The organism is Enterobacter sp. BNK-13, from assembly GCF_048685015.1.
Taxonomy (GTDB): Bacteria; Pseudomonadota; Gammaproteobacteria; order Enterobacterales; family Enterobacteriaceae; genus Enterobacter; species Enterobacter quasiroggenkampii.
Genome location: NZ_JBLQTP010000001.1, coordinates 3,738,189 through 3,763,651, shown reverse-complemented (window position 1 = coordinate 3,763,651; position 25,463 = coordinate 3,738,189). Strand labels below are relative to the sequence as shown.

The 25,463-nt window shown below is 55.7% G+C and carries 27 protein-coding genes; 8 read left to right on the top strand and 19 right to left on the bottom strand.

The genetic code is table 11. The features are described from left to right. The first annotated feature begins 2 nt into the window (after positions 1-2). Complete coding sequence (pflB, locus tag ACMGGQ_RS18140; protein WP_420290375.1) at positions 3-2,297, top strand: formate C-acetyltransferase; 2,295 nt, start codon at positions 3-5, stop codon at positions 2,295-2,297. A 149-nt stretch (positions 2,298-2,446) separates the two neighbouring features. Beyond that, complete coding sequence (locus ACMGGQ_RS18135; RefSeq protein WP_045371418.1) at positions 2,447-2,857, top strand: Spy/CpxP family protein refolding chaperone; 411 nt, start codon at positions 2,447-2,449, stop codon at positions 2,855-2,857. 75 nt (positions 2,858-2,932) lie between these two features. On the opposite strand, the gene ACMGGQ_RS18130 is transcribed toward ACMGGQ_RS18135, so the two are convergent. The 3 genes from ACMGGQ_RS18130 to ACMGGQ_RS18120 are packed head-to-tail and all read right to left on the bottom strand — an operon-like array spanning position 2,933 to position 4,209. Further along, positions 2,933-3,418, bottom strand: coding sequence for an Hcp family type VI secretion system effector (locus ACMGGQ_RS18130; RefSeq protein ID WP_111967420.1), 486 nt, complete (start codon positions 3,416-3,418; stop codon positions 2,933-2,935). A 21-nt stretch (positions 3,419-3,439) separates the two neighbouring features. Further along, complete coding sequence (locus ACMGGQ_RS18125; protein WP_223540595.1) at positions 3,440-3,757, bottom strand: DUF1493 family protein; 318 nt, start codon at positions 3,755-3,757, stop codon at positions 3,440-3,442. Positions 3,758-3,759: 2 nt separating this feature from the next. Next, complete coding sequence (locus tag ACMGGQ_RS18120; RefSeq protein WP_420290374.1) at positions 3,760-4,209, bottom strand: STM2901 family protein; 450 nt, start codon at positions 4,207-4,209, stop codon at positions 3,760-3,762. A gap of 348 nt (positions 4,210-4,557) precedes the next feature. Here ACMGGQ_RS18120 and ACMGGQ_RS18115 point away from each other — a divergent pair, with 348 nt between their 5' ends. Both ACMGGQ_RS18115 and ACMGGQ_RS18110 read left to right on the top strand, forming a co-directional pair. Continuing rightward, positions 4,558-5,889, top strand: coding sequence for an amino acid permease (locus ACMGGQ_RS18115; protein ID WP_045910069.1), 1,332 nt, complete (start codon positions 4,558-4,560; stop codon positions 5,887-5,889). 20 nt (positions 5,890-5,909) lie between these two features. Then, a complete protein-coding gene (locus ACMGGQ_RS18110; RefSeq protein WP_420290373.1) occupies positions 5,910-7,214 on the top strand; it encodes a serine dehydratase subunit alpha family protein in 1,305 nt (434 codons plus the stop codon). Positions 7,215-7,294: 80 nt separating this feature from the next. Here the strand turns inward: ACMGGQ_RS18110 and ACMGGQ_RS18105 are convergent, their stop codons facing one another. Beyond that, a complete protein-coding gene (locus ACMGGQ_RS18105; RefSeq protein WP_023309295.1) occupies positions 7,295-7,996 on the bottom strand; it encodes a pirin family protein in 702 nt (233 codons plus the stop codon). 104 nt (positions 7,997-8,100) lie between these two features. On the opposite strand from ACMGGQ_RS18105, the gene yhaJ reads away from it, so the two are divergent. Then, a complete protein-coding gene (gene yhaJ / locus ACMGGQ_RS18100; protein ID WP_008503135.1) occupies positions 8,101-9,003 on the top strand; it encodes a DNA-binding transcriptional regulator YhaJ in 903 nt (300 codons plus the stop codon). A gap of 39 nt (positions 9,004-9,042) precedes the next feature. On the opposite strand, the gene ACMGGQ_RS18095 is transcribed toward yhaJ, so the two are convergent. From ACMGGQ_RS18095 to ACMGGQ_RS18045, 11 genes are all read right to left on the bottom strand, one after another. After that, the gene (locus ACMGGQ_RS18095) at positions 9,043-9,408 is read right to left on the bottom strand and encodes a DUF805 domain-containing protein (protein ID WP_023615581.1); all 366 of its coding nucleotides are present in this window, start codon (positions 9,406-9,408) and stop codon (positions 9,043-9,045) included. Between the two features lie 106 nt (positions 9,409-9,514). Continuing rightward, a complete protein-coding gene (locus tag ACMGGQ_RS18090) occupies positions 9,515-10,501 on the bottom strand; it encodes a glutathione S-transferase family protein (protein ID WP_045910067.1) in 987 nt (328 codons plus the stop codon). 71 nt (positions 10,502-10,572) lie between these two features. After that, positions 10,573-10,965 carry a DoxX family protein gene (locus ACMGGQ_RS18085; RefSeq protein ID WP_023309292.1) on the bottom strand — a complete coding sequence of 131 codons (393 nt, stop codon included), beginning with the start codon at positions 10,963-10,965 and terminating at the stop codon, positions 10,573-10,575. Between the two features lie 252 nt (positions 10,966-11,217). Beyond that, positions 11,218-11,514 carry a YqjK-like family protein gene (locus ACMGGQ_RS18080; RefSeq protein WP_008503139.1) on the bottom strand — a complete coding sequence of 99 codons (297 nt, stop codon included), beginning with the start codon at positions 11,512-11,514 and terminating at the stop codon, positions 11,218-11,220. Beyond that, positions 11,511-11,909, bottom strand: a complete 399-nt coding sequence (locus ACMGGQ_RS18075; protein WP_014885329.1) for a phage holin family protein — start codon at positions 11,907-11,909, stop codon at positions 11,511-11,513. Before ACMGGQ_RS18075 ends, ACMGGQ_RS18080 begins: the two co-directional genes overlap by 4 nt. Position 11,910: 1 nt before the next feature. Continuing rightward, on the bottom strand, positions 11,911-12,216 hold the full coding sequence (locus ACMGGQ_RS18070) for a DUF883 family protein (protein ID WP_008503141.1): 306 nt from the start codon (positions 12,214-12,216) through the stop codon (positions 11,911-11,913). 29 nt (positions 12,217-12,245) lie between these two features. Then, complete coding sequence (locus ACMGGQ_RS18065; protein ID WP_008503142.1) at positions 12,246-12,614, bottom strand: DUF1090 domain-containing protein; 369 nt, start codon at positions 12,612-12,614, stop codon at positions 12,246-12,248. 143 nt (positions 12,615-12,757) lie between these two features. Beyond that, positions 12,758-13,141, bottom strand: coding sequence for an EnvZ/OmpR regulon moderator MzrA (gene mzrA / locus ACMGGQ_RS18060; RefSeq protein WP_045910066.1), 384 nt, complete (start codon positions 13,139-13,141; stop codon positions 12,758-12,760). Positions 13,142-13,143: 2 nt separating this feature from the next. Continuing rightward, positions 13,144-13,806, bottom strand: a complete 663-nt coding sequence (gene yqjA, locus ACMGGQ_RS18055; protein WP_023309289.1) for a DedA family general envelope maintenance protein YqjA — start codon at positions 13,804-13,806, stop codon at positions 13,144-13,146. 344 nt (positions 13,807-14,150) lie between these two features. Further along, the gene (gene exuR, locus ACMGGQ_RS18050) at positions 14,151-14,927 is read right to left on the bottom strand and encodes a transcriptional regulator ExuR (protein ID WP_023615584.1); all 777 of its coding nucleotides are present in this window, start codon (positions 14,925-14,927) and stop codon (positions 14,151-14,153) included. 183 nt (positions 14,928-15,110) lie between these two features. Continuing rightward, positions 15,111-16,409 carry an MFS transporter gene (locus ACMGGQ_RS18045; protein ID WP_045910065.1) on the bottom strand — a complete coding sequence of 433 codons (1,299 nt, stop codon included), beginning with the start codon at positions 16,407-16,409 and terminating at the stop codon, positions 15,111-15,113. Positions 16,410-16,885: 476 nt separating this feature from the next. Between ACMGGQ_RS18045 and uxaC the strand changes: the two genes are divergently transcribed. Further along, on the top strand, positions 16,886-18,298 hold the full coding sequence (uxaC, locus tag ACMGGQ_RS18040; RefSeq protein WP_420290372.1) for a glucuronate isomerase: 1,413 nt from the start codon (positions 16,886-16,888) through the stop codon (positions 18,296-18,298). Between the two features lie 17 nt (positions 18,299-18,315). After that, positions 18,316-19,803: a UxaA family hydrolase gene (locus ACMGGQ_RS18035; RefSeq protein WP_048225034.1), complete on the top strand. Its 1,488-nt coding sequence runs from the start codon at positions 18,316-18,318 to the stop codon at positions 19,801-19,803. Between the two features lie 92 nt (positions 19,804-19,895). Here the strand turns inward: ACMGGQ_RS18035 and sstT are convergent, their stop codons facing one another. The 4 genes from sstT to ACMGGQ_RS18015 all read right to left on the bottom strand — a co-directional run bounded on the left by sstT (position 19,896) and on the right by ACMGGQ_RS18015 (position 24,182). Then, positions 19,896-21,137 carry a serine/threonine transporter SstT gene (gene sstT / locus ACMGGQ_RS18030; protein WP_061716439.1) on the bottom strand — a complete coding sequence of 414 codons (1,242 nt, stop codon included), beginning with the start codon at positions 21,135-21,137 and terminating at the stop codon, positions 19,896-19,898. Positions 21,138-21,392: 255 nt separating this feature from the next. After that, on the bottom strand, positions 21,393-22,358 hold the full coding sequence (locus ACMGGQ_RS18025) for a TerC family protein (protein ID WP_021242367.1): 966 nt from the start codon (positions 22,356-22,358) through the stop codon (positions 21,393-21,395). Between the two features lie 251 nt (positions 22,359-22,609). Continuing rightward, on the bottom strand, positions 22,610-23,608 hold the full coding sequence (locus tag ACMGGQ_RS18020; protein WP_420290371.1) for a Gfo/Idh/MocA family protein: 999 nt from the start codon (positions 23,606-23,608) through the stop codon (positions 22,610-22,612). Positions 23,609-23,678: 70 nt separating this feature from the next. Continuing rightward, positions 23,679-24,182: a YgjP-like metallopeptidase domain-containing protein gene (locus tag ACMGGQ_RS18015; RefSeq protein WP_111967431.1), complete on the bottom strand. Its 504-nt coding sequence runs from the start codon at positions 24,180-24,182 to the stop codon at positions 23,679-23,681. A gap of 83 nt (positions 24,183-24,265) precedes the next feature. Here ACMGGQ_RS18015 and rlmG point away from each other — a divergent pair, with 83 nt between their 5' ends. Then, positions 24,266-25,402 carry a 23S rRNA (guanine(1835)-N(2))-methyltransferase RlmG gene (gene rlmG, locus ACMGGQ_RS18010; RefSeq protein WP_063622490.1) on the top strand — a complete coding sequence of 379 codons (1,137 nt, stop codon included), beginning with the start codon at positions 24,266-24,268 and terminating at the stop codon, positions 25,400-25,402. The last annotated feature ends 61 nt before the right edge of the window (positions 25,403-25,463 follow it).

Genomic DNA, 25,463 nt, shown 5'->3' with positions numbered 1-25,463 from the left:
ACATGAACGTAACAATCGATACGAGCGTCGCCCCCTACAGCGACGCATGGGCCGGGTTTCGCGGTGAAGAATGGAAAAACGCCGTCAACGTGCGCGATTTTATTCAGCATAACTACACCCCTTACGACGGCGATGAAGCTTTCCTCGCGCAGGCGACGCCAGCAACGACGGCGCTGTGGCAGAAGGTGATGGTCGGCATTCGTCAGGAGAATGCCACCCACGCCCCGGTGGATTTTGACACCAACATTGCCACCACCATTACGGCCCACGGGCCGGGCTACATCGATCAGGATCTGGAGACGATCGTCGGCCTGCAAACCGACAAGCCGCTCAAGCGCGCCCTGCATCCGTACGGCGGGATCAACATGATCCGCAGCTCGTTTGAGGCCTACGGGCGGGAGATGGATCCGCAGTTTGAATATCTCTTTACCGAGCTGCGCAAAACCCACAACCAGGGGGTGTTTGACGTCTATTCACCGGAGATGATGCGCTGCCGTAAATCCGGCGTGCTGACCGGGTTGCCAGACGGCTACGGGCGCGGGCGCATCATTGGCGACTATCGCCGCGTGGCGCTGTACGGCATCCGCTATCTGGTACGCGAGCGTGAACTTCAGTTCGCCGATCTGCAGGGCAGGCTGGAGCGCGGCGAAGATCTGGAGGCGACGATCCGCCTGCGCGAAGAGCTTGCGGAGCACAAGCGCGCGCTGCTGCAGATCCAGCAGATGGCGGCGAACTATGGCTTTGATATCTCACGCCCGGCGATGAATGCCCAGGAAGCGGTGCAGTGGCTCTATTTTGCCTACCTGGCAGCGGTGAAATCCCAGAACGGCGGAGCCATGTCGCTGGGGCGCACGGCCTCGTTCCTCGATATCTACATCGAACGCGACATGCAGGCGGGACGCCTGAATGAGGTGCAGGCCCAGGAGTTGATCGACCACTTCATCATGAAGATCCGCATGGTGCGTTTCCTGCGCACGCCGGAATTCGACACGCTCTTCTCCGGCGATCCGATCTGGGCCACGGAAGTGATCGGCGGCATGGGGCTGGACGGCCGCACGCTGGTGACCAAAAACAGCTTCCGCTATCTGCACACGCTGCACACCATGGGACCCGCGCCGGAGCCGAACCTGACGATCCTCTGGTCAGAACAGCTGCCGATCGCGTTCAAGAAATATGCCGCGCAGGTGTCGATTGTCACTTCGTCGCTTCAGTATGAAAACGACGACCTGATGCGTGCCGACTTCAACAGCGACGACTACGCGATTGCCTGCTGCGTCAGCCCGATGGTGATCGGTAAGCAGATGCAGTTCTTTGGCGCGCGCGCCAACCTCGCCAAAACGCTGCTGTATGCGATCAACGGTGGGGTGGACGAGAAGCTGAAGATCCAGGTCGGCCCGAAAACCGAGCCGCTGCTGGACGACGTGCTGGATTACGACACCGTGATGGCGAGCCTCGATCACTTTATGGACTGGCTGGCGGTGCAGTACATCAGCGCGCTGAATCTCATTCACTACATGCATGATAAGTACAGCTACGAAGCCTCGTTAATGGCGCTTCACGATCGGGATGTCTACCGTACCATGGCCTGCGGCATTGCCGGGTTGTCGGTAGCGGCGGACTCCCTGTCCGCCATTAAATACGCCACGGTGAAGCCGGTGCGCGACCATACCGGTCTGGCGGTCGATTTCGTAATAGAAGGGGACTATCCGCAGTACGGCAACAACGACGATCGCGTGGACAGCATCGCCTGCGATCTGGTGGAGCGCTTTATGAAGAAAATTCAGGCGCTGCCAACCTACCGCAACGCGGTACCGACCCAGTCGATCCTGACCATCACCTCCAACGTGGTTTACGGGCAGAAAACCGGGAACACGCCTGACGGACGCCGCGGCGGCACGCCGTTTGCCCCAGGCGCGAACCCAATGCACGGCCGCGACAGAAAAGGGGCGGTGGCCTCGTTAACGTCGGTCGCCAAGCTGCCGTTCACCTATGCTAAAGACGGGATCTCTTACACCTTCTCCATCGTGCCGCAGGCGCTGGGTAAGGACGAGCTGGTGCGCAAAACCAACCTGGTAGGGCTGCTGGACGGGTACTTCCATCACGAAGCGTCTATTGAGGGCGGGCAGCACCTGAACGTTAACGTGATGAACCGGGAGATGCTCCTCGATGCCATTGCGCATCCCGAGAACTACCCGAACCTGACCATCCGCGTCTCGGGCTATGCGGTGCGGTTTAATGCCCTGACGCGCGAGCAGCAGCAGGATGTGATTTCGCGAACGTTTACCCAATCTATCTAAATGTGAGTTCTCATGCCCCCTCAACGCAGGGGGCATTTTTTTGCCCGCTAAACATACAAAATTGTTTATATAATTACTCACACATATTCATCCGCTCTTGAAAAACAATGCTCCTGCTTTTTCCTATAACAGAATGTAAGGACAGTAAGATGATGAAAATGACCCGTATTGCGTTGGCAGCCGCCGCGCTGGCCGTGTGCAGTTTTACGGCGCAGGCCGCTAACGTTGAGGCTGCTCCGTCTCCATCGCAGGACCCGCTGGTTCAGCACCTGAAGCTCAGCAATGAGCAGGTTAAGAAGATTGAAGATCTGCATAAGCAGCTGGAACAAAATGTCAGCAAGATCCCAATGACGGGCGTGAAGGACGGTGCGCTGATCGACATGTTCCAGGCGGGTAAATGGGACGAAAGCACGGTGAAAAGCCAGCTTAGTGCATTCAGCAAAATTGAAGAGCAGACCCGCTATTACCGCGTGAAATATTACTTCGACGTCAGCCAGGTGTTAACGCCGGAACAGCGCAAACAGATTAGAACGGATATGGCTAACGCGCTGGCTGAGTAATCCTGAAATCATTCATTAGAAATGAGACCTCACAGAATCGCTTTAAATAGATTCTGTGAGGAATGATCCTGACTTTCATGCTGATGCCCGTTCATTCCATGCATCTGAGAATTGAATGTTCCCATCGCAATAGGTCCAGGTCGCTTTTTCGTAGCGCAATTGAATAGATTCAAGGTGGCCAGTACCAGGACAGTGACGAGTATCGTTAACAATTGGGGAGATAGAGACAACTTTCACACTGTCCAGCTCAGTTTTAAAATATTCTACCTCCAGACCTGCATCATTAATTCGGTAATATCTAATCTCAACTTTCTTAAGGTTTTGTCCTGTCGCTACCGCCTTATAAAGATAGGGAGATGAGCTATCAATTTCCTTCTCGAAAAGAAAAGGAGCGTGTTTCCTCGTCCCGGTTAATCTTCCGGAGAGTGGATCGGTTGGAATACTCACATTATGGGTTAAACCTCTAATTTCAACACTCCCTTCACGATCCTGAACATCACATGAACCTTTAATGAGTGAGCCACCATCGTCATAGAACCAAATGTGAACAGGTACGGCCATTATAAATACTCCTTCTAAATATCAATCGTGTATCCATTTACCTGCTTTAACCGCTTCGGCAAACATTCTTACCGTCAATGGCTTTGATATTTGCTTAACCGGTTCTTTAGTAAACCATTTCCTAAAAAACCAGGTTTGAGTCCAGGGGAAATAATTTTCAGTGTTAACGTCGATAAGGTACACTTTTTCAAATCTCTCAATGGCATATACAACATCATCCAGATCGGTGTAATCCTGTAGAACATCATCCATCTCAAGTGGGATTCGCTTGCCAGTAAATGTTCCTTGTTCTGGTAAAATATCTCTGAAGAATTTCAAAACATCCGTTTCACTAGTCATATTCACCAAATCCGATCTTTAGGATGAGCAATTGTATTATAGCGTGAGAGCGTTTTGTAACTTATCATTGCAACATCTGCAGTAAGTATGGTTATTCCTAATGCCGGTATCCATCTACCGATGAATGCACCTAAGTTTTTTGTATACTTTGGTTTTCGGTATCTGAAGCTTGCAAGTGTAATTGTAGGTAGTCGGTGTGGTAGCTGTACATTCAGTAGATCTCGCAGGTATTTAGATGCTACAGATGTGCCTATTGTAGCCGTTTCTGGCTTTGTTCTGGTTTCAAGTATCGGTAAACCAAGAACCATAGTGGCCATCATTACGACATCCTTTAATCCGCCGAACTGTTCATCGGTGGCATCCAGAAAAATCCAAAAAAATAACTCAGATGCTGAGATGTTACATACTCCTTTATAAAAGTATGTTCCATTGAGTTCTTCAACGCTGTCCATAGTAACCGTAATCATCCGGTGGTTTGTTGAAATATCATCCTATAAAAAAGAAAAGGCGGAGAGTAGGGCTTTCATCTTTATAAATTCTGAAATATTCTCGTTTTAATGATGATATGATTTTTTGAAGTGAATCACTTTTGGAAAATGTTATCTGTTTTTTATGGTTTAATAGAATTTCTTACTCTTAATGCGGAAAACTCTCATAAAAGTTGTGACTTTTTTCTCCCTCGCTCCGGTTAAGATTTTCTCACACCAATAACAAGCACCTGCTGCCATCTGAATCGCAATCGCTGGCGATCGGAACCCTATAAAAACAACTGTTTACCCTACAAAATAAGCGAGTGCCCCATGGATACGGCAACAAACAGCAGTGTCATTGTGAATGATTCCCCCGCGGCTAGGCGGGCTGGAATGAGTGAAAGTGAGTGGCGAGAGGCGATTAAATTCGACAGCACCGACACGGGTTGGGTCATCATGAGTATTGGGATGGCTATCGGCGCGGGGATTGTTTTTCTCCCCGTGCAGGTCGGATTAATGGGGCTGTGGGTATTTTTGCTCTCCTCCATTATTGGTTATCCCGCCATGTATTTATTCCAGCGGTTGTTTATTAACACGCTGGCGGAATCCCCGGAATGCAAAGACTACCCGAGTGTAATTAGCGGGTATTTGGGTAAGAACTGGGGCATTTTATTAGGTGCGCTCTATTTCGTCATGCTGGTGATCTGGATGTTTGTCTATTCCACGGCCATTACCAACGACAGCGCCTCGTATTTGCACACCTTCGGCGTGACCGACGGTTTGCTCTCGGAAAATCCGTTCTACGGTTTATTTCTGATTTGCATTCTGGTCGCGATTTCGTCACGCGGTGAAAAGCTGCTGTTTAAAGTGTCCAGCCTGATGGTGCTTACCAAGTTGTTTGTCGTTGCGGCGCTGGGGTTGTCAATGATTGGCCTCTGGCATTTAGCCAACGTGGGCATGCTGCCGCCGCTGGGGCTGCTGATTAAAAACGCCATCATTACGCTGCCCTTTACCTTAACCTCCATTCTCTTTATTCAGACCCTGAGCCCGATGGTGATCTCGTACCGTTCACGTGAAAAATCGGTGGAGGTGGCACGTCATAAGGCACTGCGGGCGATGAACATTGCCTTTGGCATCCTGTTTGTGACGGTCTTCTTCTACGCCGTCTCCTTCACCCTGGCGATGGGGCACGATGAGGCGGTCAAAGCCTACGAGCAGAATATCTCTGCCCTGGCGATTGCGGCGCAGTTCATCAGCGGCGACGGCGCGGGCTGGGTCAAAATCGTCAGCGTGATCCTCAATATCTTCGCTGTGATGACTGCGTTCTTCGGCGTCTACCTCGGCTTCCGCGAGGCTACGCAGGGTATCGTCATGAACATCCTGCGCCGCAAAATGCCGGCAGAAAGAATCAATGAAAACGCCGTCCAGCGCGGGATTATGCTATTCGCCATTCTGCTGGCCTGGAGCGCGATAGTCCTGAACGCGCCGGTGTTGAGCTTCACCTCCATTTGCAGCCCCATCTTCGGCATGGTGGGCTGTCTGATCCCGGCATGGCTGGTCTACAAGGTACCGGCGCTGCATAAATATAAAGGCGTATCGCTGGTGATAATCATCATCACCGGACTGCTGCTTTGTGTTTCTCCTTTCCTCGCATTCTCCTGAGGGTCATTAAGGTCGTAACGATGTCTGAGCAAACTCATCCTTTATGGAATCAATTTATTCGCGCGGTGCAGGAAGAAGTGAAGCCTGCCCTTGGGTGTACCGAACCCGTCTCTCTGGCACTGGCCTGTGCGATTGCCGCAGACCTTCTGCCGGGGGAGGTCACACGGATTGAGGCGTGGGTCTCGCCGAACCTGATGAAAAACGGACTGGGCGTGACGGTGCCGGGTACCGGCATGGTGGGGTTACCGATTGCGGCGGCGCTGGGCGCAATTGGCGGTAACGCGCACGCCGGACTGGAGGTGTTGAAAGATGCCACCGCCGATGCACTGGTCCGCGCCAAAGCCCTGCTTGAGGCAGGGCACGTGCAGGTAAAACTGCAGCAGCCCTGTGATGAGATCCTCTATTCCCGCGCCTGCGTTCATGCCGGCGATATCTCGGCGATGGTGACCATCGCGGGCGGGCATACCCGGGTGGTGGAAGTGGTTTGCCAGGGGGAAACGCGCTTTACGCTGGATAAGCCCGTGACCGAGGCGGATGGCGATCCGCTGGCGGTACTGTCGCACGCTACGCTGTCGCAGATCCTGGAATTTGTCGAGCAGGTGCCGTTTGAAGCCATCCGCTTCATCCTGGAAGCAGGACAACTGAACGATGCGCTCTCCCGGGAAGGGCTCAGCGGGAAGTGGGGGCTGCATATTGGCGCAACGCTTGATAAGCAGCGCTCGCGCGGATGGCTGGCGCAGGATCTGGGTTCAGACATTGTTATTCGCACCAGTGCCGCCTCGGATGCCCGGATGGGGGGCGCAACGCTGCCGGCGATGAGCAATTCGGGCTCTGGTAACCAGGGGATCACCGCCACCATGCCCGTCGTTGTTGTGGCTGAGCATCTTCAGGCCGGTGACGAACGGCTGGCGCGGGCGCTGATGCTGTCGCATCTGTCGGCGATCTATATCCATTATCAGCTTCCACGCCTGTCCGCACTGTGTGCGGCGACAACGGCGGCGATGGGCGCTGCGGCGGGAATGGCGTGGCTGATGGGTGGCAGTTACCAGACCATCGCGATGGCGATCGGCAGTATGATCGGCGACGTCAGCGGGATGATTTGCGACGGCGCGTCAAACAGCTGCGCCATGAAGGTCTCTACCAGCGTCAGTAGCGCCTGGAAAGCGGTGATGATGGCGCTGGATGAGTCGGGCGTGACGGGCAACGAGGGGATTGTCGCGCACGATGTGGAGCAGTCGATCGCGAACCTGTGCGCGCTGGCGTGCCGCTCGATGCAGGCAACGGACCGGCAGATTATTGAGATTATGGCGAGTAAGGTGTCGTGATTTAATCCAACCCGTTACCCCTCACCCTAACCCTCTCCCACTGGGAGAGGGAGCCGATCGAGCGAGGGAGCGTGTTTATCTTAAACCGGCAAATCAATCAGCAGCGCGCGCAGTGGCGTATCCGCCACCAGGGTGATATTCGCTTCATCACGAATAAACGCCCCGTCGCCGCAGGTGAGGGCTTCTTTCTCTTCCGTGTGCGTCACCGCATGCACCGTACCGTGAATGGACTGCAGATAGGCGCGCGGACCATGAAGCTGGAAGCTTGCCTGTTCACCTTTTTTCAGCTCGATATGATGCAGCCACACCTGCTGACGCAGCTGCAGGCTCCCTTTGCTGCCATCCGGCGATGCAATCAACTGCTGCTTATCGCCCGTTAAATCTAACTTCTGTACCAGCGGATTTTCCCGCTCAGGGCAGGCGTCGAGCCACAGCTGCATGCGCGTCAGCGTTTTGTCTTTGCTGAGGTTATGCTCGCTGTAGCTGATGCCCGGCTGCGTGGAAATTAACAACGCTTCGCCAGCCTTTGCCTGGACATGATTGCCCTCGCTATCGCGGTATTCTGCCTCGCCTTCCAGGATCAGGTTCAGGATATCGACTTTCGGGTACGTACGCGGCTGGAAGGAGGCACCCGGGGCGAGCACTTCCTGGTTCAACACGCGCAGTGAAGCGTAACCGAGGAGTTTAGGGTCAAAGTAGTGTCCAAAGGAAAAGGTGTAGCGGGCCTGCAGCCAACCGAAATCGGCTTGTCCGCACTGTTTAGCTGTTCTTGTCGTAATCATAAACTTGACCTCTCTTTACACTAAAACAATGGTAAAGGTATGGACGCTTCATTGTTAGCCAGATATTCTGCCTGGTATGTTCAAATTTCCTGAATGAGAACGAGATGGCTAAAGAGAGAGCATTGACGCTTGAGGCGCTTCGCGTCATGGACGCGATTGACCGGCGCGGCAGTTTTGCGGCGGCGGCCGATGAACTGGGGCGCGTTCCGTCTGCGCTGAGCTACACCATGCAGAAGCTGGAAGAAGAGCTGGACGTGGTGCTTTTTGACCGCTCCGGTCATCGAACAAAATTCACCAACGTGGGCCGAATGCTGCTGGAGCGCGGCCGCGTGCTGCTGGAAGCGGCGGATAAGCTGACGACAGACGCCGAAGCGCTCGCGCGCGGCTGGGAAACGCATCTGACGTTAGTTACCGAAGCGCTGGTCCCGACCGAAGCGCTGTTCCCGCTGGTGGATCGCCTGGCGGCGAAGGCCAATACGCAGCTGTCCATCATCACCGAGGTGCTGGCAGGAGCGTGGGAACGTCTGGAGACGGGCAGGGCAGATATCGTTATTGCGCCGGACATGCACTTCCGCTCATCGTCAGAAATCAACTCGCGCAAGCTCTACAGCGTCATGAACGTCTACGTTGCCGCCCCCAACCACCCGATTCACCAGGAGCCGGAGCCGCTCTCTGAAGTCACACGCGTGAAGTATCGCGGCGTGGCGGTCGCGGATACCGCGCGCGAGCGTCCGGTGCTGACGGTGCAGCTGCTGGATAAACAGCCTCGTCTGACGGTGACCTCACTGGAAGACAAACGGCAGGCGCTGCTGGCCGGTCTGGGCGTGGCAACGATGCCGTACCCGTTTGTGGAAAAAGATATTGCGGAAGGGCGGCTGCGGGTCGTGAGTCCGGAGTACACCAGCGAAGTGGATATCATTATGGCGTGGCGTCGCGACAGCATGGGTGAAGCCAAATCGTGGTGCCTGCGTGAAATTCCAAAGCTGTTTGCGCACCACAACAAATAAGCGTGTAGGCCCGGTAAGCGAAGCGCCACCGGGCTTTTTTTATGCGCCGATCTTAGGATCCGGACCAAAGCGGTTTTCGCCCGGCGTCCCACTCTGACAGTTGAAGATCAAAATCACGATCCAGCCCACGATCGGAATCAGCAGCAGCAGTAACCACCACGCCGAACGATCGGTATCGTGCAGCCGACGGAACAGTACCGCCCATGATGGCAGCAGGACTAACAGGCCATAGATGGTGGTCAGTACGCCTTCACCGCCAGCCCGCTCCCAGCCGAGAATTTTATCCACGATGCCCAGCACCATAATCAGGACGAAGTTCACCAGAACGAACATCCAGTACTCTTTGCGGCGGGCGCGGCCACCAAATCCAATGTAGTTGCGCAGTACTTTTAAATACCAGTCCATTTTCCTTGCCTCATTAGTCAGTCAATCACTTGTTTTCTAAGCGATCGAGGTAAGGATAGATGGAGATTGTGAATTAAAAAAGGGCATCTATTGATGCCCTTAATATTTATCCAAAACGGACGTCGCGCCCGTGCGGTTCATCCAGGTCCTGCCACGGACCGATGGAGATAATACCCGTTGGGTTGATGGTCTTGTGGCTGCGGAAATAGTGGGTGCGAATATGGTCGAAGTCGACCGTCTCCGCGATGCCCGGCATCTGGTAGATGTCGCGCAGGAAACCATACAGGTTCAGGTAGTCGCTGATGCGGTGTTTATCGCACTTAAAGTGGGTGACATAGACCGGATCAAAGCGAACCAGCGTGGTCCACAGGCGAATGTCCGCTTCCGTCAGGCGATCGCCCGTCAGGTAGCGATGCTGGCCCAGAATCTGTTCCAGGCGTTCCAGTGATTCAAACACCTTCCCGACCGCTTCGTCATACGCTTCCTGGCTGGTGGCGAAACCGGCCTTATAGACACCGTTGTTGACGTTGTCGTAAATCCAGCTGTTCAGCTCATCAATCTTATCGCGCAGTTCAACCGGGTAGTAATCCCCGGCACGGGCGCCGTGGGCATCAAATGCGGTATTGAACATGCGGATGATTTCCGCAGACTCATTGCTGACAATCGTCTGGTTTTTCTTGTCCCACAGCACCGGCACGGTCACGCGACCGGTGTAATGCGGATCGGCGCGCAGATAGAGCTGGTACAGGAAATCGTGGTGATACAGTTCGTCGCCGGTTGCCGCAGGGAAATCACTGTCAAACGTCCAGCCGTTTTCCAGCATCAGCGGGTTGACGACGGAAACCGGAATGAAGGATTCGAGACCTTTCAGCTTGCGCACGATCAGCGTGCGGTGGGCCCACGGGCAGGCGAGGGAAACATAAAGATGATAACGATCTTTCTCAGCCGCGAAGCCGCCTTCGCCGCTTGGGCCCGGCGCACCGTCGGCGGTCAGCCAGTTACGGAAGGCCGAAACAGAGCGCTTAAAGCGACCTCCGGTGGATTTGGTGTCATACCAGACATCCTGCCAGACGCCGTCTACGAGTTGTCCCATTTTTTCTCCTCCGTCAGATAGCAAAAGCGAGGAGATGTCTCCTCGCTTTGTGTTTATTCAGTATAGCGTGCTTACCATTTCTTATTCAGAACGCGGTCGATGCTGTATGCGCCCGGGCCAGTAACGGCCAGCAGAAGGAAGCCACCCGCGATGGTCAGGTTTTTCATGAACATCAGAGAGTTCACGCCTTCCGCAAAGTTGCTGTGGAAGATGAATGCCGTCAGCACGGTGAAGCCTGCAGTAAACAGCGCGGTGGTGCGGGTCAGGAAGCCGAACAGGACTGCCAGACCGCCGCCGAACTCAAGAAGAATGGTCAGTGGCAACAGGAACCCCGGAACGCCCATGGCTTCCATATACTGCTGGGTGCCTGCATAACCGGTGATTTTTCCCCAACCTGCCACGATGAACAGAATTGGCATCAGAATACGCGCTACCAGTACACCAACATCTTCTAATTTTTTCATTTTACTCTCCAGGAAACCACATCAGCGGCTGAACGTTATTTGTCTGCAATTCCGGGTAGATACCGCGTCGTTGCTGTCGATGGAGAGCATCATAAACGTGACGGTGGGCGATTGTTAGCAAGGAAAACTGTCAATCTTCTTCAAAGATATTGAGTAAGGGAGGGGGGAGGATTTTGCCGGGAGGCGCTGCGCTTACCCGGCCTACGCGTGCAAGTAGGCCGGGTAAGGCGTAGCCGCCACCCGGCGAGAAGGCTACCGCAACTGCTGCTGACGAATCGTGGCTTTCACCAGACGCCAGGCGCTCCAGGCACCAAATCCACGGCGCGCCCAGCGGATCAGCATATTTGGATGACGAACCGTCCAGATAGCCATCACGCTGCTGCCGACCAGCGCCCATGAACGCAGGCTCAGGAAGGTGTTCCAGCCCCGGTCAAACCGTCGCGTCGCGTCAATCCAGTCGCGGCGGCTCGCCGACAGATCCAGCCGTTGCTGCTGGATCTGGCTTAGCAGGTACGCTTTTCGCTTTTGACGTTCGGCTTTACCGCTCACGGCTTGTCATCCTCCAGCAGGGCGCGATCGTTAGCCAGCTCCTGACGCGTATGACGCAGGAACGTGGATTTACGCGCTTTCCGCAGCGTCCAGATACCGCCAATCAACGCGGCGACCAGCAGAACGACGGTGGTGGCAATCATCGCGTTAAGACGATACTGCGGGTCAATGGCCCAGATGATTAACACCATCAGGCTCATCAGACCAAACGCGGCGAAGAGCATGGTCAGTCCGAGCATCAGCAGCATCTGGAAGAGGTTGGCTTTCTCCTCTTCCAGCTCGACCACTGCCAGCCGGACGCGCGTTTCGGCAATCCCGACCAGCGTCGTTAAAATACGCTGGCCGATGCCGAGGACGTTGTTAGCAGGCCCTTGTGCGTGACGAGGATCTTCCATATCAACGACGCGTCAGCAGGACACCCAGTACCACACCGACTGCGGCACCAATCCCTACGCCCGTCCATGGATTATCACGCACGTATTCGTCCGCACGCGCGGCCGCTTCGCGGGTCTGTTTTGCCAGTGCATCACCGGTTTCACCCAGGCGATAGCGGCTCTCCTTGAGCGCCTGCTCCGCCTTGCTGCGCAGCTTGCTGACCTCTTCTTTTGACTTGTCAGCAGAGGAGTTCAGCACCTCTTCAAGGGTATCGGCCAGGGATTTCAGTTCAGCGCGCAGATGTTCAGACGTCGTATCTTTTGACATGATTCTCTCCTGTTGAGATTTCCGTTAACTCAATAATCGCGAGCTTCCAGCGCTTTCAGGTCGTCCTGCGCTTCTTTCAACTTCTTCTCGCGCTTAGCAATTTTTTCCGCATCCCCTTTCTCTTTCGCTTCCTGCAGGTCGCGACGGCGCTCGGCTATCTCGTCCTTCTGTTCAGCGATTTTCTTCTGGTGGTCGGCACGAAGCTTGCTGTCTGAACAGTTCGCTTTCACTTCGCTCAGCGCTTTTTTGAGACCATCAACACGGTGCTGATTGTTATGCTTTTCGGCATAACCGATCTCACGCTGAATATCCTGTTCTTTCTCCTGACAGAGAGAATTGGCGAAGGATGCTGTGCTTAAAGAAAAAAGGGCCAGAGCCAGAGTCATGCGGAATTTCATTATCGAAACCTTCCATTGTGTTGCGGCGTAAGCCGCTATCCAAAGTTATGCGGAGTACAGTCGAGGGGTGCTCCGCGTACTTAAGCATAGTAAGTAAACGGGGGATTCACCAAAGTGAGTGAAAAGATTCGGAATCCTGGTAATTATCCAAATCGATGCGACGTATCGCGAATCAGCGACAGCCAGGCTGCTGGCTGGCTGTCATCTTCCTGCTGAGCAATGATATACCCCTGCGGCAGCGTACGGTCGAGAACTACTTTTGCGGCGGCACTTTGCGCACGGGAATCAAACTTGATCAGTAAAACATCGTCCTGAGGGGTGATGCTCTTAAAACGTATCCCGTTCGCGTCCAGATGATGCCAGACAGAAAAACCGTCAGGCACGCTGGCACCCTGGTTCACCGGGCGAATGGCCAGCGTGGATTCCTGGTGCGAAAGCGCGCTCCATACCAGCAGCATGGCGCTGAGCACCACCAGCGTCATCACGGCACAGGCAAAACGGCGCAGGGCGAGCGGTGAGATAGCCATCGTTAGCCTCTGGCTCCGTATTTCTTTTTCCACAGCACGACCAGAGAGCCGATCAGGCCGAAGACCAGCAGCACAACGGGCAGCAGCATCAGGCAGGACATCAGCTGGTCTTCATATTTCATAAAGACCGGCGTTTTACCCAGGGCATAGCCGAGCGTTGTCAGAATAAGCACCCATAACAGACCGCTCATCCAGTTAAAGAACTGGAAGCGCGCGCTACTCAGCCCCGACAGACCGGCAATGGTCGGCAACAGGGTACGTACAAACGCGATAAAGCGGCCAATCAGCAGGGCGGAAAGCCCGTGCTTATGGAAAAGGTGGTGCGCCCGCTGATGATAATGTGCAGGCAGGTGCGAGAGCCAGTTCTGGACGATCCGGGTATTGCCCAGCCATCTTCCCTGGATGTAACTCACCCAGCAGCCGAGGCTGGCCGCGACGGTCAGTAATAAAATGGTGTGCGGAAACGCCATCGCCCCTTTGGCACACAGCACGCCGACGAGCACCAGCAAACTGTCACCGGGCAGGAAGGCTGCAGGCAGCAAACCGTTCTCAAGGAACAGGATCATAAACAAGACGAAATAGAGCATGCCAATCATGGAAGGGTTGGCCAGCGTTTCAAAGTCCTGCGCCCAGAGGGCATGCAGTAGTTGGGTCAAAAGTTCCATTCAGTGTTCCTGGAAATCGGTTAACGTCACGCCTGTTATCCGGGGCAAACAGCACGGCGACATTGTTGTGATTTCATTATGGTCGCTCGCGGACACATTGCGGTGTGGCCAACACGGTTCCCTGTTAATTGGCTGGTTAGCAAGCACTAACTTACAAAATAACGAAGTGAATCCAATTGTAACAAAGCCCAACGTTCTGCGTCACAGAATTTGCAGGCGTGAGTTGATTTTGGCGTAAGCCCAGGAAGTGAGCGAGGGGATTTACAAAGGCTGACACTATATATGTTTTGCTTACCCACTGAAGCCAGAAGGCGCAGTGAGGCGCCTGCCAGCGGGAAGGTCATCTATTTTGCGGCACTGGGGGCCGTATCGAGATGAACAACGGGATTATCTGCGAAAAGATAGCGGTCAGCGTTAAATTCGAAGTCATCGCTGGTTTCATTGAACAGCATCTGCTTGGTGTTTTCCAGGTGCTGCCACATCGCCAGCTTAGCGGCATGCGGGTCTTTACGAATCAGCGCTTTAAGGATTTGGTCGTGATCGTCACACCAGTTGTCGACGGTACGGGAATCGATATGGTCGTGCAGTTTTTTCCAGTACGGGTTGTGAACGCGCTGAGTCCACATTTTCTCAACGATTGCCGCCAGCGCCGTATTCTGGGTTGCCAGGGCGACCTGGACGTGGAACTGCAGATCCCACTCTGAATCGCGGAAACATTTTTCCTTACGGGCATTCTCCTGGATTTCCATCAGCTTCATGATGTCCTGCTTGGTCACCTGCGTCGCCGCAAATTCGGCAATGTTGCTTTCAATCAGCTGGCGAGCCTGGAGCAGCTCAAACGGACCATAGCTGGCAAATTCCAGACTTTCGTCCGCGACGGGCGAGTGTTTCGGCAGATTGGAAATGACGTGAATGCCGGAGCCTTTGCGTACCTCAACGTAGCCTTCCACTTCCAGCATGATGATCGCTTCGCGCACCACGGTGCGGCTGACGCTTTTTTCATCCGCGATGAAGCGCTCGGCGGGCAGTTTATCACCGACAAGATAGACCCCTTGCTCGATGCGATCTTTCAGCTCCGCAGCAAGTTGTTGATATAAACGACGTGGTTCGGTGATTTCCATATGCGCTCCAGGCAGGGTACGGCAGATGATTTGTTATACCACTTTTGCGTGCCACTCTCCAGATTTGCCATTAAAAAAGCCGCTACTGAGCGGCCTTTAAATGCCCGGCGGCGCTTCGCTTGCACGGGCCTACGGGTTTTGTAGGCCGGGTAAGCGTAGCGCCACCCGGCGGAAAAATGGTTGCTAACTCTGCGTCGCCGGTTTCCCGAGCGACTCTTTCGCCAGCTCCTCTGCCGATTTGCTCTTCAGCACCGTCCAGATCACCACCGCGCCCAGCAGGTCGAAGATAGCCAGCACGGCGAACAGCGGGCTGAAGCCGATGGTATCTGCCAGCGCGCCGACGACCAGCGCAAACATCGTACTCGCGGTCCAGGCGGCCATCCCGGTCAGGCCGTTGGCGGTGGCCACTTCGTTACGACCAAAGACGTCAGACGAGAGCGTAATCAGCGCGCCGGACAGGGACTGGTGCGCAAAGCCACCGATGCACAGCAGGGCAATGGCGACGTACGGGCTGGTGAACAGGCCGATCATGCCCGGGCCAATCATCAGCAGGGCGCCCATGGTGACTACCATCTTACGGGAAACAATCAGGTTCACCCCAAACCAGCGCTGGAACAGCGGTGGCAGGTAGCCGCCCACGATACAGCCCAGGTCAGCGAACAGCATGGGCATCCAGGCGAACATCGCGATCTCTTTCAGGTTAAAGCCGTAGACTTTAAACATGAACAGCGGGATCCACGCGTTAAAGGTCCCCCAGGCCGGTTCTGCCAGGAAGCGCGGCAGGGCGATACCCCAGAACTGACGGGTGCCCAGGATCTGCCAGACGGTCATTTTCTTGCCGTTGTTGGTCTGATGCTGTGCTTCCTGACCACCAATGATGTACTCGCGTTCTTCTTCGGAAAGTTTTTTCTGATCGCGTGGGTGCTTATAGAAAACCAGCCACGCGATTGCCCAGGCGAAGCTCAGCACGCCGGAGATGATGAAGGCCATCTGCCAGCTGTGCATCACGATAGCCCACACCACCAGCGGTGGCGCAATCATTGCCCCGATGGACGAGCCCACGTTGAAGTAGCCAACAGCGATAGAGCGCTCTTTTGCCGGGAACCACTCGGAGCTGGCTTTCAGGCCCGCCGGGATCATCGCAGCTTCTGCCGCACCGACCGCACCGCGCGCCAGCGCCAGGCCGCCCCAGCTTCCCGCCAGCGCGGTAGCTCCGCAGAACACCGCCCAGGCGATGGCGAAGAAGGCATAACCGATTTTGGTACCGAGGATATCCAGCACATAGCCTGCAACTGGCTGCATGATGGTATACGCCGCGGAATAGGCGGCAATGATGTAGGAGTATTGCTGTGTGGAGATATGCAGCTCTTCCATTAACGTCGGCGCTGCGGCTGCCACGGTGTTACGTGTCAGGTAGCCCAGCACGGTGCCTAACGTCACCAGTGCGATCATATACCAACGTAACCCTTTAATTTTACGCATCTAAAACCTCATCGTTATGTTATGTCCGCGCCAGAGCACGGCAACTTCTCAACCGTTTCCGGGAGCAGTTGTGTAACGGGAGGGGCGTAGCCGGAAGCATGTCCCGGAACGGCCCGAACCTTGCCATAAGTAAGCGTGCATAAGTCGGTATCCGTACCGTTAAACCCGATGCCTCTCACACCGGTAATGCATTCCGTCGGCTTAGCGTTTGCGACGGCGAAAAGATAACTTGTCATACAACTTTAAAAGGTGAGTGACATCACAAATGTATGATTCTTTGTAGGGACATTAATCGCTGCACGCAAAGCCAGTAATGGCGCGGTCTGTAGAAGGGTTTACGTCTTAGAGGGTAATTTATTTGTTAGCGTTTATTGATCTCACTCACGAAAAAAGCTTCGGTGGCTGGAAATTGGTGTGATAACTTTGCAGCATATGAACATACGCTTTCTGACGCTCCCGTAATGAGGAAGACGATAATGACGCCGTTTATGACCGACGATTTTCTGTTAGATACCGAATTTGCTCGCCGCCTGTACCACGACTACGCAAAAGACCAGCCAATTTTCGACTACCACTGCCATCTGCCGCCGCAGCAGGTTGCCGAAAATTATCGCTTCAAAAACCTGTATGATATCTGGCTGAAGGGTGACCACTACAAATGGCGTGCCATGCGCACCAACGGTGTGGCGGAACGCCTGTGTACCGGTGACGCCACCGACCGCGAGAAGTTTGATGCCTGGGCGGCGACCGTCCCGCACACCATCGGTAACCCGCTCTACCACTGGACGCACCTTGAGCTGCGTCGCCCGTTTGGCATCACCGGCAAACTGCTCTCCCCAACGACCGCCGATGAAATCTGGGAGCGGTGCAATGCGCTGCTGGCGCAGGAGAACTTCTCCGCGCGCGGCATCATGAAGCAGATGAACGTGAAGATGGTAGGCACCACCGACGACCCGATCGACTCCCTGGAGCATCATGCCGTTGTCGCCAAAGACACTTCTTTTGATATCAAAGTGCTGCCAAGCTGGCGCCCGGACAAAGCTTTCAACATTGAGCAGGCCACGTTTAACGACTATATGGCGAAGCTAGCGGAAGTGTCCGATACCGACATCCGTCGTTTCGCCGATCTGCAAGCCGCGCTGACCAAACGTCTGGATCACTTCGCGGCGCACGGCTGTAAAGTCTCTGACCACGCGCTGGACGTCGTGCTGTTCGCGGAATCAAACGAGGCCGAGCTGGACAGCATTCTGGCGCGTCGCCTGTCCGGTGAATCGCTTAGCGAGCACGAAGTGGCGCAGTTCAAAACGGCGGTACTGGTGTTCCTCGGCGCGGAATACGCACGTCGCGGCTGGGTACAGCAGTACCACATCGGTGCGCTGCGCAATAACAACCAGCGCCAGTTCAAACTGATTGGTGCGGACGTGGGCTTTGACTCCATCAACGACCGTCCGCTGGCGGAAGAGCTGTCAAAACTGCTGAGCAAACAGAATGAGCAAAACCTGCTGCCGAAAACCATTCTCTACTGCCTGAACCCGCGCGATAACGAAGTGCTGGGCACGATGGTGGGCAACTTCCAGGGCGAAGGGATGCCGGGCAAGATGCAGTTCGGTTCCGGCTGGTGGTTCAACGATCAGAAAGACGGCATGGAGCGTCAGATGACGCAGCTGGCGCAGCTTGGTCTGTTGAGCCGCTTTGTCGGCATGCTGACCGACAGCCGCAGCTTCCTGTCCTATACCCGTCATGAATATTTCCGCCGCATTCTGTGCCAGATGATTGGCCGCTGGGTGTACGCAGGCGAAGCGCCGGCGGATATCCAGCTGCTGGGCGACATGGTGAGAAACATCTGCTTTAACAATGCGCGTGACTACTTCGGCATTGAACTGAACTAAGGCCGTTTGAGGTTGATATGCAATACATCAAAATCCATTCGCTGGATAACGTGGCCGTCGCGCTGACGGATCTCGCTGAAGGCGACGTGGTGACCGTTGATAACCAGAGCGTCACCCTGCGTCAGGCGATTGCACGCGGACACAAGTTTGCCGTGAAGCCTCTCGCGAAAGGGGACAACGTCATTAAGTACGGTCTTCCGATTGGGCATGCGCTGGCGGATATCGTGCCGGGTGAACATCTTCATTCCCATAATACCCGCACCAATCTGAGCGATCTGGACGAGTACAGCTATCAACCTGATTTACCCGGAGCACAAGAGCAGGCGGCGGATCGTGACGTGCAGATCTACCGCCGCGCCAGCGGCGACGTGGGGATCCGCAACGAGCTGTGGATCCTCCCGACCGTCGGCTGCGTGAACGGGATTGCGCGTCAGATCCAGACGCGCTTCCTGAAAGAGACCCACGATGCCGAAGGCACCGACGGCGTGCATCTGTTCAGCCACACCTACGGCTGCTCCCAGCTGGGGGATGACCACATTAACACCCGCACCATGCTGCAAAACATGGTGCGTCACCCGAACGCGGGCGCGGTGCTGGTGATTGGCCTGGGCTGCGAGAACAACCAGGTTGATGCCTTCCGCGACACGCTGGGCGAGTTTGATCCTGAGCGCGTGCATTTTATGGTGTGTCAGCACCAGGATGACGAAGTGGAGGCGGGCGTTGAACAGCTTCACCAGCTGTATAACGTGATGCGCCACGACAAGCGCGAGCCGGGCAAACTGAGCGAGCTGAAGTTTGGGCTGGAGTGCGGCGGGTCTGACGGCCTGTCCGGTATCACCGCCAACCCGATGCTGGGTCGCTTCTCGGACTATGTGATCGCTAACGGCGGCACGACGGTGTTGACCGAGGTGCCGGAGATGTTCGGCGCGGAACGTATTCTGATGAGCCACTGCCGCGACGAGGAGACGTTTGAAAAAACCGTCACCATGGTGAACGACTTCAAACAGTACTTCATTGCCCACAATCAGCCCATTTATGAGAACCCGTCTCCGGGTAACAAAGCGGGTGGGATCACCACGCTGGAAGAGAAATCCCTCGGCTGCACCCAGAAAGCGGGCGCGAGCCAGGTGGTTGACGTTCTGCGCTACGGTGAGCGCCTAAAAACGCACGGTCTGAACCTGCTGAGCGCGCCGGGTAACGATGCGGTCGCCACCAGCGCGCTGGCGGGAGCTGGCTGCCATATGGTGCTGTTCAGCACCGGTCGCGGCACGCCGTACGGCGGTTTTGTGCCGACGGTGAAAATCGCCACCAACAGCGAGCTGGCGGCGAAGAAAAAACACTGGATTGACTTTGATGCCGGGCAGCTTATCCACGGCAAGGCGATGCCGCAGCTGCTGACGGAATTCGTGGACGCGATTGTGGAATTTGCCAACGGCAGGCAGACCTGCAACGAGAAGAACGATTTCCGCGAGCTGGCGATCTTTAAGAGCGGTGTGACGCTTTAATCGGTGCGCCCTGATGCCCTCACCCTGGCCCTCTCCCACAGGGAGAGGGTACAAACACTAAAAACGGCAACCTCAGGGTTGCCGTTTTGCTGTTAACCTCGCAGGGCGTTCTTCGCTAAACGCGCGTCTTCCGCCTGGCACACGGCGGCGGTAAACATCACGTCGGTGGAGGAGTTGATCGCGGTTTCGCAGGAATCCTGCAGCACGCCGATGATAAAGCCTACCGCAACCACCTGCATGGCGATCTCGTTCGGGATGCCGAACATATTACATGCCAGCGGGATCAGCAGCAGGGAACCGCCCGCCACGCCGGATGCGCCGCAGGCACACAGCGAGGCTACCACGCTCAGCAGCAGCGCGGTTGGCAGATCCACCGGAATACCCAGCGTATGCACCGCGGCCAGCGTCAGCACCGTGATGGTGATGGCCGCTCCCGCCATATTGACGGTCGCACCCAGCGGAATGGATACGGAGTAGGTATCGCGGTCCAGATTCAGCTTCTCACACAGGGACATGTTGACCGGAATGTTTGCCGCCGAGCTGCGGGTGAAGAAGGCGGTCACGCCGCTTTCGCGCAGGCACATCAGCACCAGGGGGTACGGGTTACGACGGGTCTGCAGAAACACCAGCAGCGGATTAATCACCAGTGCCACGACAGCCATACAGCCAATCAGCACCAGCAGCAGCTGCGCATAGCCCCAGAGTGCGCCGAAACCGGTGGTTGCCAGCGTGGATGCCACGAGGCCAAAAATACCAATCGGCGCAAAGCGGATGACCACCGTCACGATAAAGGTCACGGCGTGAGAAAGGTCGTTAACCAGGTTTTTGGTCGTGTCGTTGCTGTGGCGCAGAGCGAAGCCCAGACCGACGGCCCATACCAGAATCCCGATGTAGTTCGCGTTAATCAGCGCATGGATCGGGTTGGCGACAATGCTCATCAGCAGGCCGTGCATCACCTCAACAATACCCGCGGGTGGCGTAATGTCGGTCGCGCCAGTGGTCAGTTGCAGCGTGGACGGGAAGATAAAGCTCACGACAACCGCCGTCAGCGCGGCCGAGAACGTCCCCAGCAGATACATCCACAGAATCGGGCGAATATTGGTTTTCTGCCCCTGCTGGTGGTTGGCGATTGAGGCCATCACCAGCGTCAAAACCAGAACCGGCGCGACCGCTTTCAGTGCGCCGACGAACAGTGTGCCGAGCAGGCCAGTGGCCTCGGCGGCAGGTTTTGAGATCAGTGCCAGCGCCACGCCGAGCACCAGTCCAACCAGTATTTGCTTAACAAGGCTGCCGCGCGACAGGCGCGCAAGCAGGCCCGATGAGGTTGTCGTCATGAGTGTTCCTTAAGTGAAATTGCGTTCCATCCCGGATGTGCTCTTAGTCACATTTATGTCCGGATGTAAGTAAATGTTTGCCTGGTCGAGTATAGGGAAAGCGTCTGCGGAGGGAAGCGTAAAATGCTGGATTTTACGTGTTGCGTCATGTTTTTTAACTATTGATTAACGAAAGTGCCGGGTGGCGCTGTGCTTACCCGGCCCACGAGGTGTCGTTGTAGGCCCGGTAAGCACAGCGCCACCGGGCAAAACGTACTAAGCCTGCTGCTTCTTATCGTGCTGGCGGTTAACCCAGGTATTGATAATCAGCGTCACGATCAGAATGCCAAACACCACGCCGAGCGAAATGGCGATCGGGATATGGTAGAAATCGACGATCAGCATTTTGATACCGATAAACACCAGGATCACCGACAGGCCGTACTTCAGCATTGAGAAGCGCTCCGCCGCGCCTGCCAGCAGGAAGTACATGGCGCGCAGGCCGAGGATGGCGAACAGGTTAGAGGTCAGGACGATGAACGGGTCGGTGGTCACCGCAAAAATGGCCGGAATGCTGTCCACGGCGAAAATCACGTCGCTCAGCTCAACCAGGATCAGCACCAGCAGCAGCGGTGTGGCAAACAGCAGGCCGTTCTTGCGTACGAAGAAGTGCTCGCTCTCGATCTTGTCGGTCATGCGCAGATGGCCGCGGATCCACTTCACCAGCGGGCGATCGCCTATCGCAGAGCCGTCCTCTTTCGCCAGCGCCATTTTGACCCCGGTGAACAGCAGGAACGCGCCGAAGACGTACAGCAGCCATTCGAACTGGGTAATCAGCCAGCTGCCGGCGAAGATCATGATGGTACGCAGGATAATCGCCCCCAGCACGCCGTAGACCAGCACGCGGCGCTGCAGGGCCGCAGGCACGGCGAAATAGCTGAACAGCATCAGCCAGACGAAGACGTTATCGACCGCCAGGGCTTTTTCAATCAGATAGCCGGTGAGGAAGGCGAGGGCCTGAGGATCGGCCACCGCACGGCCTTCGGTCGAAGCCAGATACCACCAGAAGGCGGCACAGAAGAGCAGGGAGAGGGTGACCCACACCAGCGACCAGGCCGCAGCCTGTTTCATGGTCATGCCGTGCGCGCCGCGACGCCCCTGTAAAAAGAGGTCGATCGCCAGCATGATGAGCACGACAACCGCGAATCCGCCCCACAACATGGGAGTGCCGACAGAATGCATACTATTTTCCTTACACATAAAAAACAAAAACGGCCATGGTCAGAAGACGATAGCCGTTAGCTTTTTATGCATAGACCTCGCCTTCCGGCAAGGTCTCACTTACAACCACGAGGGTTGCCCGGCGACCGGATGCGGTATTGCACGCATCGTAATGACGATCCACCGACGAAGAAGTTACTCCCCTTTGCAGGTAACAAAATATGTCAGACCATTGGTTTCGTCAATGGTCTGCGCCGTTTCATTACACAGCTTTACGCGTTAACTTCCGCGCTCACGCCGTCTGCCGGGAACACCACGCCGGTCTGACGGCGGATCTCCGTTTGCAGCTTCGCCGTGGTGCGGCTCACCGCAAGGCCTGGGTGATTCACTTCGTTGTCTTCCACCAGACGGGCGAAGACCTCTGCCTCATAGAGCATAGTGTTTATATGCTGAGGCTGCGTCAGCTCCTGAGCTTTGCCGCCGCGCGGCACAAAGCTCACCTTCTGGCACTCGGAGATCTTCTCGATAACCAGCGAGCCCGCTTCGCCCTGAATTTCGCTCGGCAGGACAGAGTCGCTCACCTTAGAGTGCTGCAGCGTGACGCTGAAATCACCGTAATCCAGCACCGCGACACCGTGCGCATCCACGCCGCTCTCCAGCAGGCTGGCGGTGGCCGTGACGCCGTGCGGCTCGCCCCACAGGGCCACGGCAGAGGCCAGGCAATAGAAACCGATATCCATAATCGAGCCGTTAGAGAAGGCCGGATTAAAGGTGTTCGGGTTCTCGCCGTCGAGATAGCGCTGGTAGCGCGACGAGTACTGGCAGTAGTTGATAAAGGCTTTACGCACTTTGCCCACCTTCGGCAGGGACTGCTGCAGCAGCAGGAAGTTCGGCAGGCTGGCGGTTTTGAAGGCTTCGAACAGCACCACCTGGTTTTCGCGGGCAAGCGCAATGGCGGCTTCGACTTCTTCGATGTTCGACGCCAGCGGCTTCTCGCAAATCACATGCTTTTTATGGCTGAGGAATAGCTTCGTTTGCGGGAAGTGCAGGGAGTTCGGGCTGGCGATATAGACCGCGTCAATGGCGTCGCTTTGCGCCATCTCATCAAGCGAGGTGAAGAGATGCTCGACGAGGTAGTCGTTGGCAAAACTCTGCGCCTGCTCAAGGCTGCGGGAATAGACTGCGGTAAGTTTCAGTTTGCCGGTTTCGTGGGCGGCGTCGACGAACTGGCGCGTAATCCAGTTCGTTCCAATGACTGCGAAACGTATCATAAACGTTTACGTACTCCGTAGCGGGGAACCTTTAGCCACTGTAGCACGTCATCATGACAATTCGCGTGCGCTATTCCGCATTACCTTTTAACGATAAATGCGTAAGCCACAGACGGGTATCAAACTCCAGCTGGTGGTATTGCGGCTCCATATGGCAGCACAGGGAATAGAACGCTTTGTCGTGCTCTTTTTCTTTCAGGTGTGCCAGCTCATGGACGACGATCATCCGCAGAAAGGCTTCCGGCGCGTTGCGGAAAACCGTCGCGACGCGGATTTCGGCCTTTGACTTCAGCTTGCCGCCTTGCACGCGGGAGACGGCGGTGTGCAGGCCGAGCGCGTTTTTCAGCACGTGGATCTTGTTGTCGTACATCACCTTGTTGATCGGCGGGGCGCTCTTCAGATACCGGTTTTTCAGATCCTGCGTATACTGCCAGAGGGCCTTATCGGTCGCGAAATCGTGGGTGCCGGGGTAGCGTTTTTCCAGCACCGCGCCCAGCTTCTGCTCAGCAATCAGGCTGCGAACCTGAGTCAGTAAATGTTCCGGGTAGCCCTGGAGATAAGTAAGTTGGTTCATCAACGCCCCAAATCGACAATAAAACGGGTATACTCACGCACCCTTTTCAGGGATACGCCAAATTTTACCATTCAGGAGGGCCGATGAGCCACTTAGACAACGGTTTCCGTTCACTCAACCTTAAACGTTTCCCGGAGACGGACGACGTTAACCCGCTTCAGGCGTGGGAAGCTGCGGATGAATATCTGCTGCAGCAGTTGGATGACACTGAAATCCGCGGCCCGGTTTTGATCCTGAATGACGCGTTTGGCGCCCTGGGCTGTGCGCTGGCGGAACACACGCCGTACAGTATCGGCGACTCCTACCTGAGCGAGCTGGCGACGCGTGAAAACCTTCGCCATAACGACATCGAAGAGTCCAGCGTGAAGTTCCTCGACAGCACCGCGGACTACCCGCAGGCGCCGGGCGTGGTGCTGATCAAAGTGCCAAAAACCATGGCGCTGCTGGAGCAGCAGCTGCGCGCGCTGCGTAAGGTCGTCACGCCAGAAACCCGCATCATCGCGGGTGCCAAAGCGCGCGATATTCATACTTCGACGCTGGAGCTGTTCGAGAAAGTCCTTGGCCCGACCACCACCACGCTGGCCTGGAAAAAAGCGCGCCTGATCAACTGTACGTTCGCCGCCCCTGAGCTGGCTGACGCGCCAGAAACGCTGAGCTGGAAGCTGGAAGGGACCGACTGGACCATCCATAACCACGCGAACGTCTTCTCCCGCACCGGTCTGGATATCGGCGCGCGCTTCTTTATGGAACATTTGCCGGAAAATCTGGAAGGTGAGATTGTCGATCTTGGCTGCGGCAACGGCGTGATTGGCCTGACGCTACTGGCGAAGAACCCGGAAGCCAGCGTGGTGTTCAGCGACGAGTCGCCGATGGCGGTGGCCTCCAGCCGTCTGAACGTAGAAACCAACCTGCCGGACGCGCTGGACCGCTGCGAGTTTATGATCAACAACGCGCTGTCGGGGGTAGAGCCGTTCCGCTTCAACGCCGTGTTCTGCAACCCGCCGTTCCACCAGAAGCACGCCCTGACGGATAACGTCGCGTGGGAGATGTTCCACCACGCGCGCCGCTGCCTGAAAATCAACGGCGAGCTGTACATCGTGGCGAATCGCCACCTGGACTACTTCCACAAGCTGAAGAAGATTTTCGGTAACTGCGTCACCATTGCGACGAACAATAAGTTTGTGGTGCTGAAGTCGGTGAAGCTGGGACGTCGTCGTTAAGATTGTTTTGCCCGGTGGCGCTTCGCTTACCGGGCCTACAATGGCCTCGGACCCGTAGGCC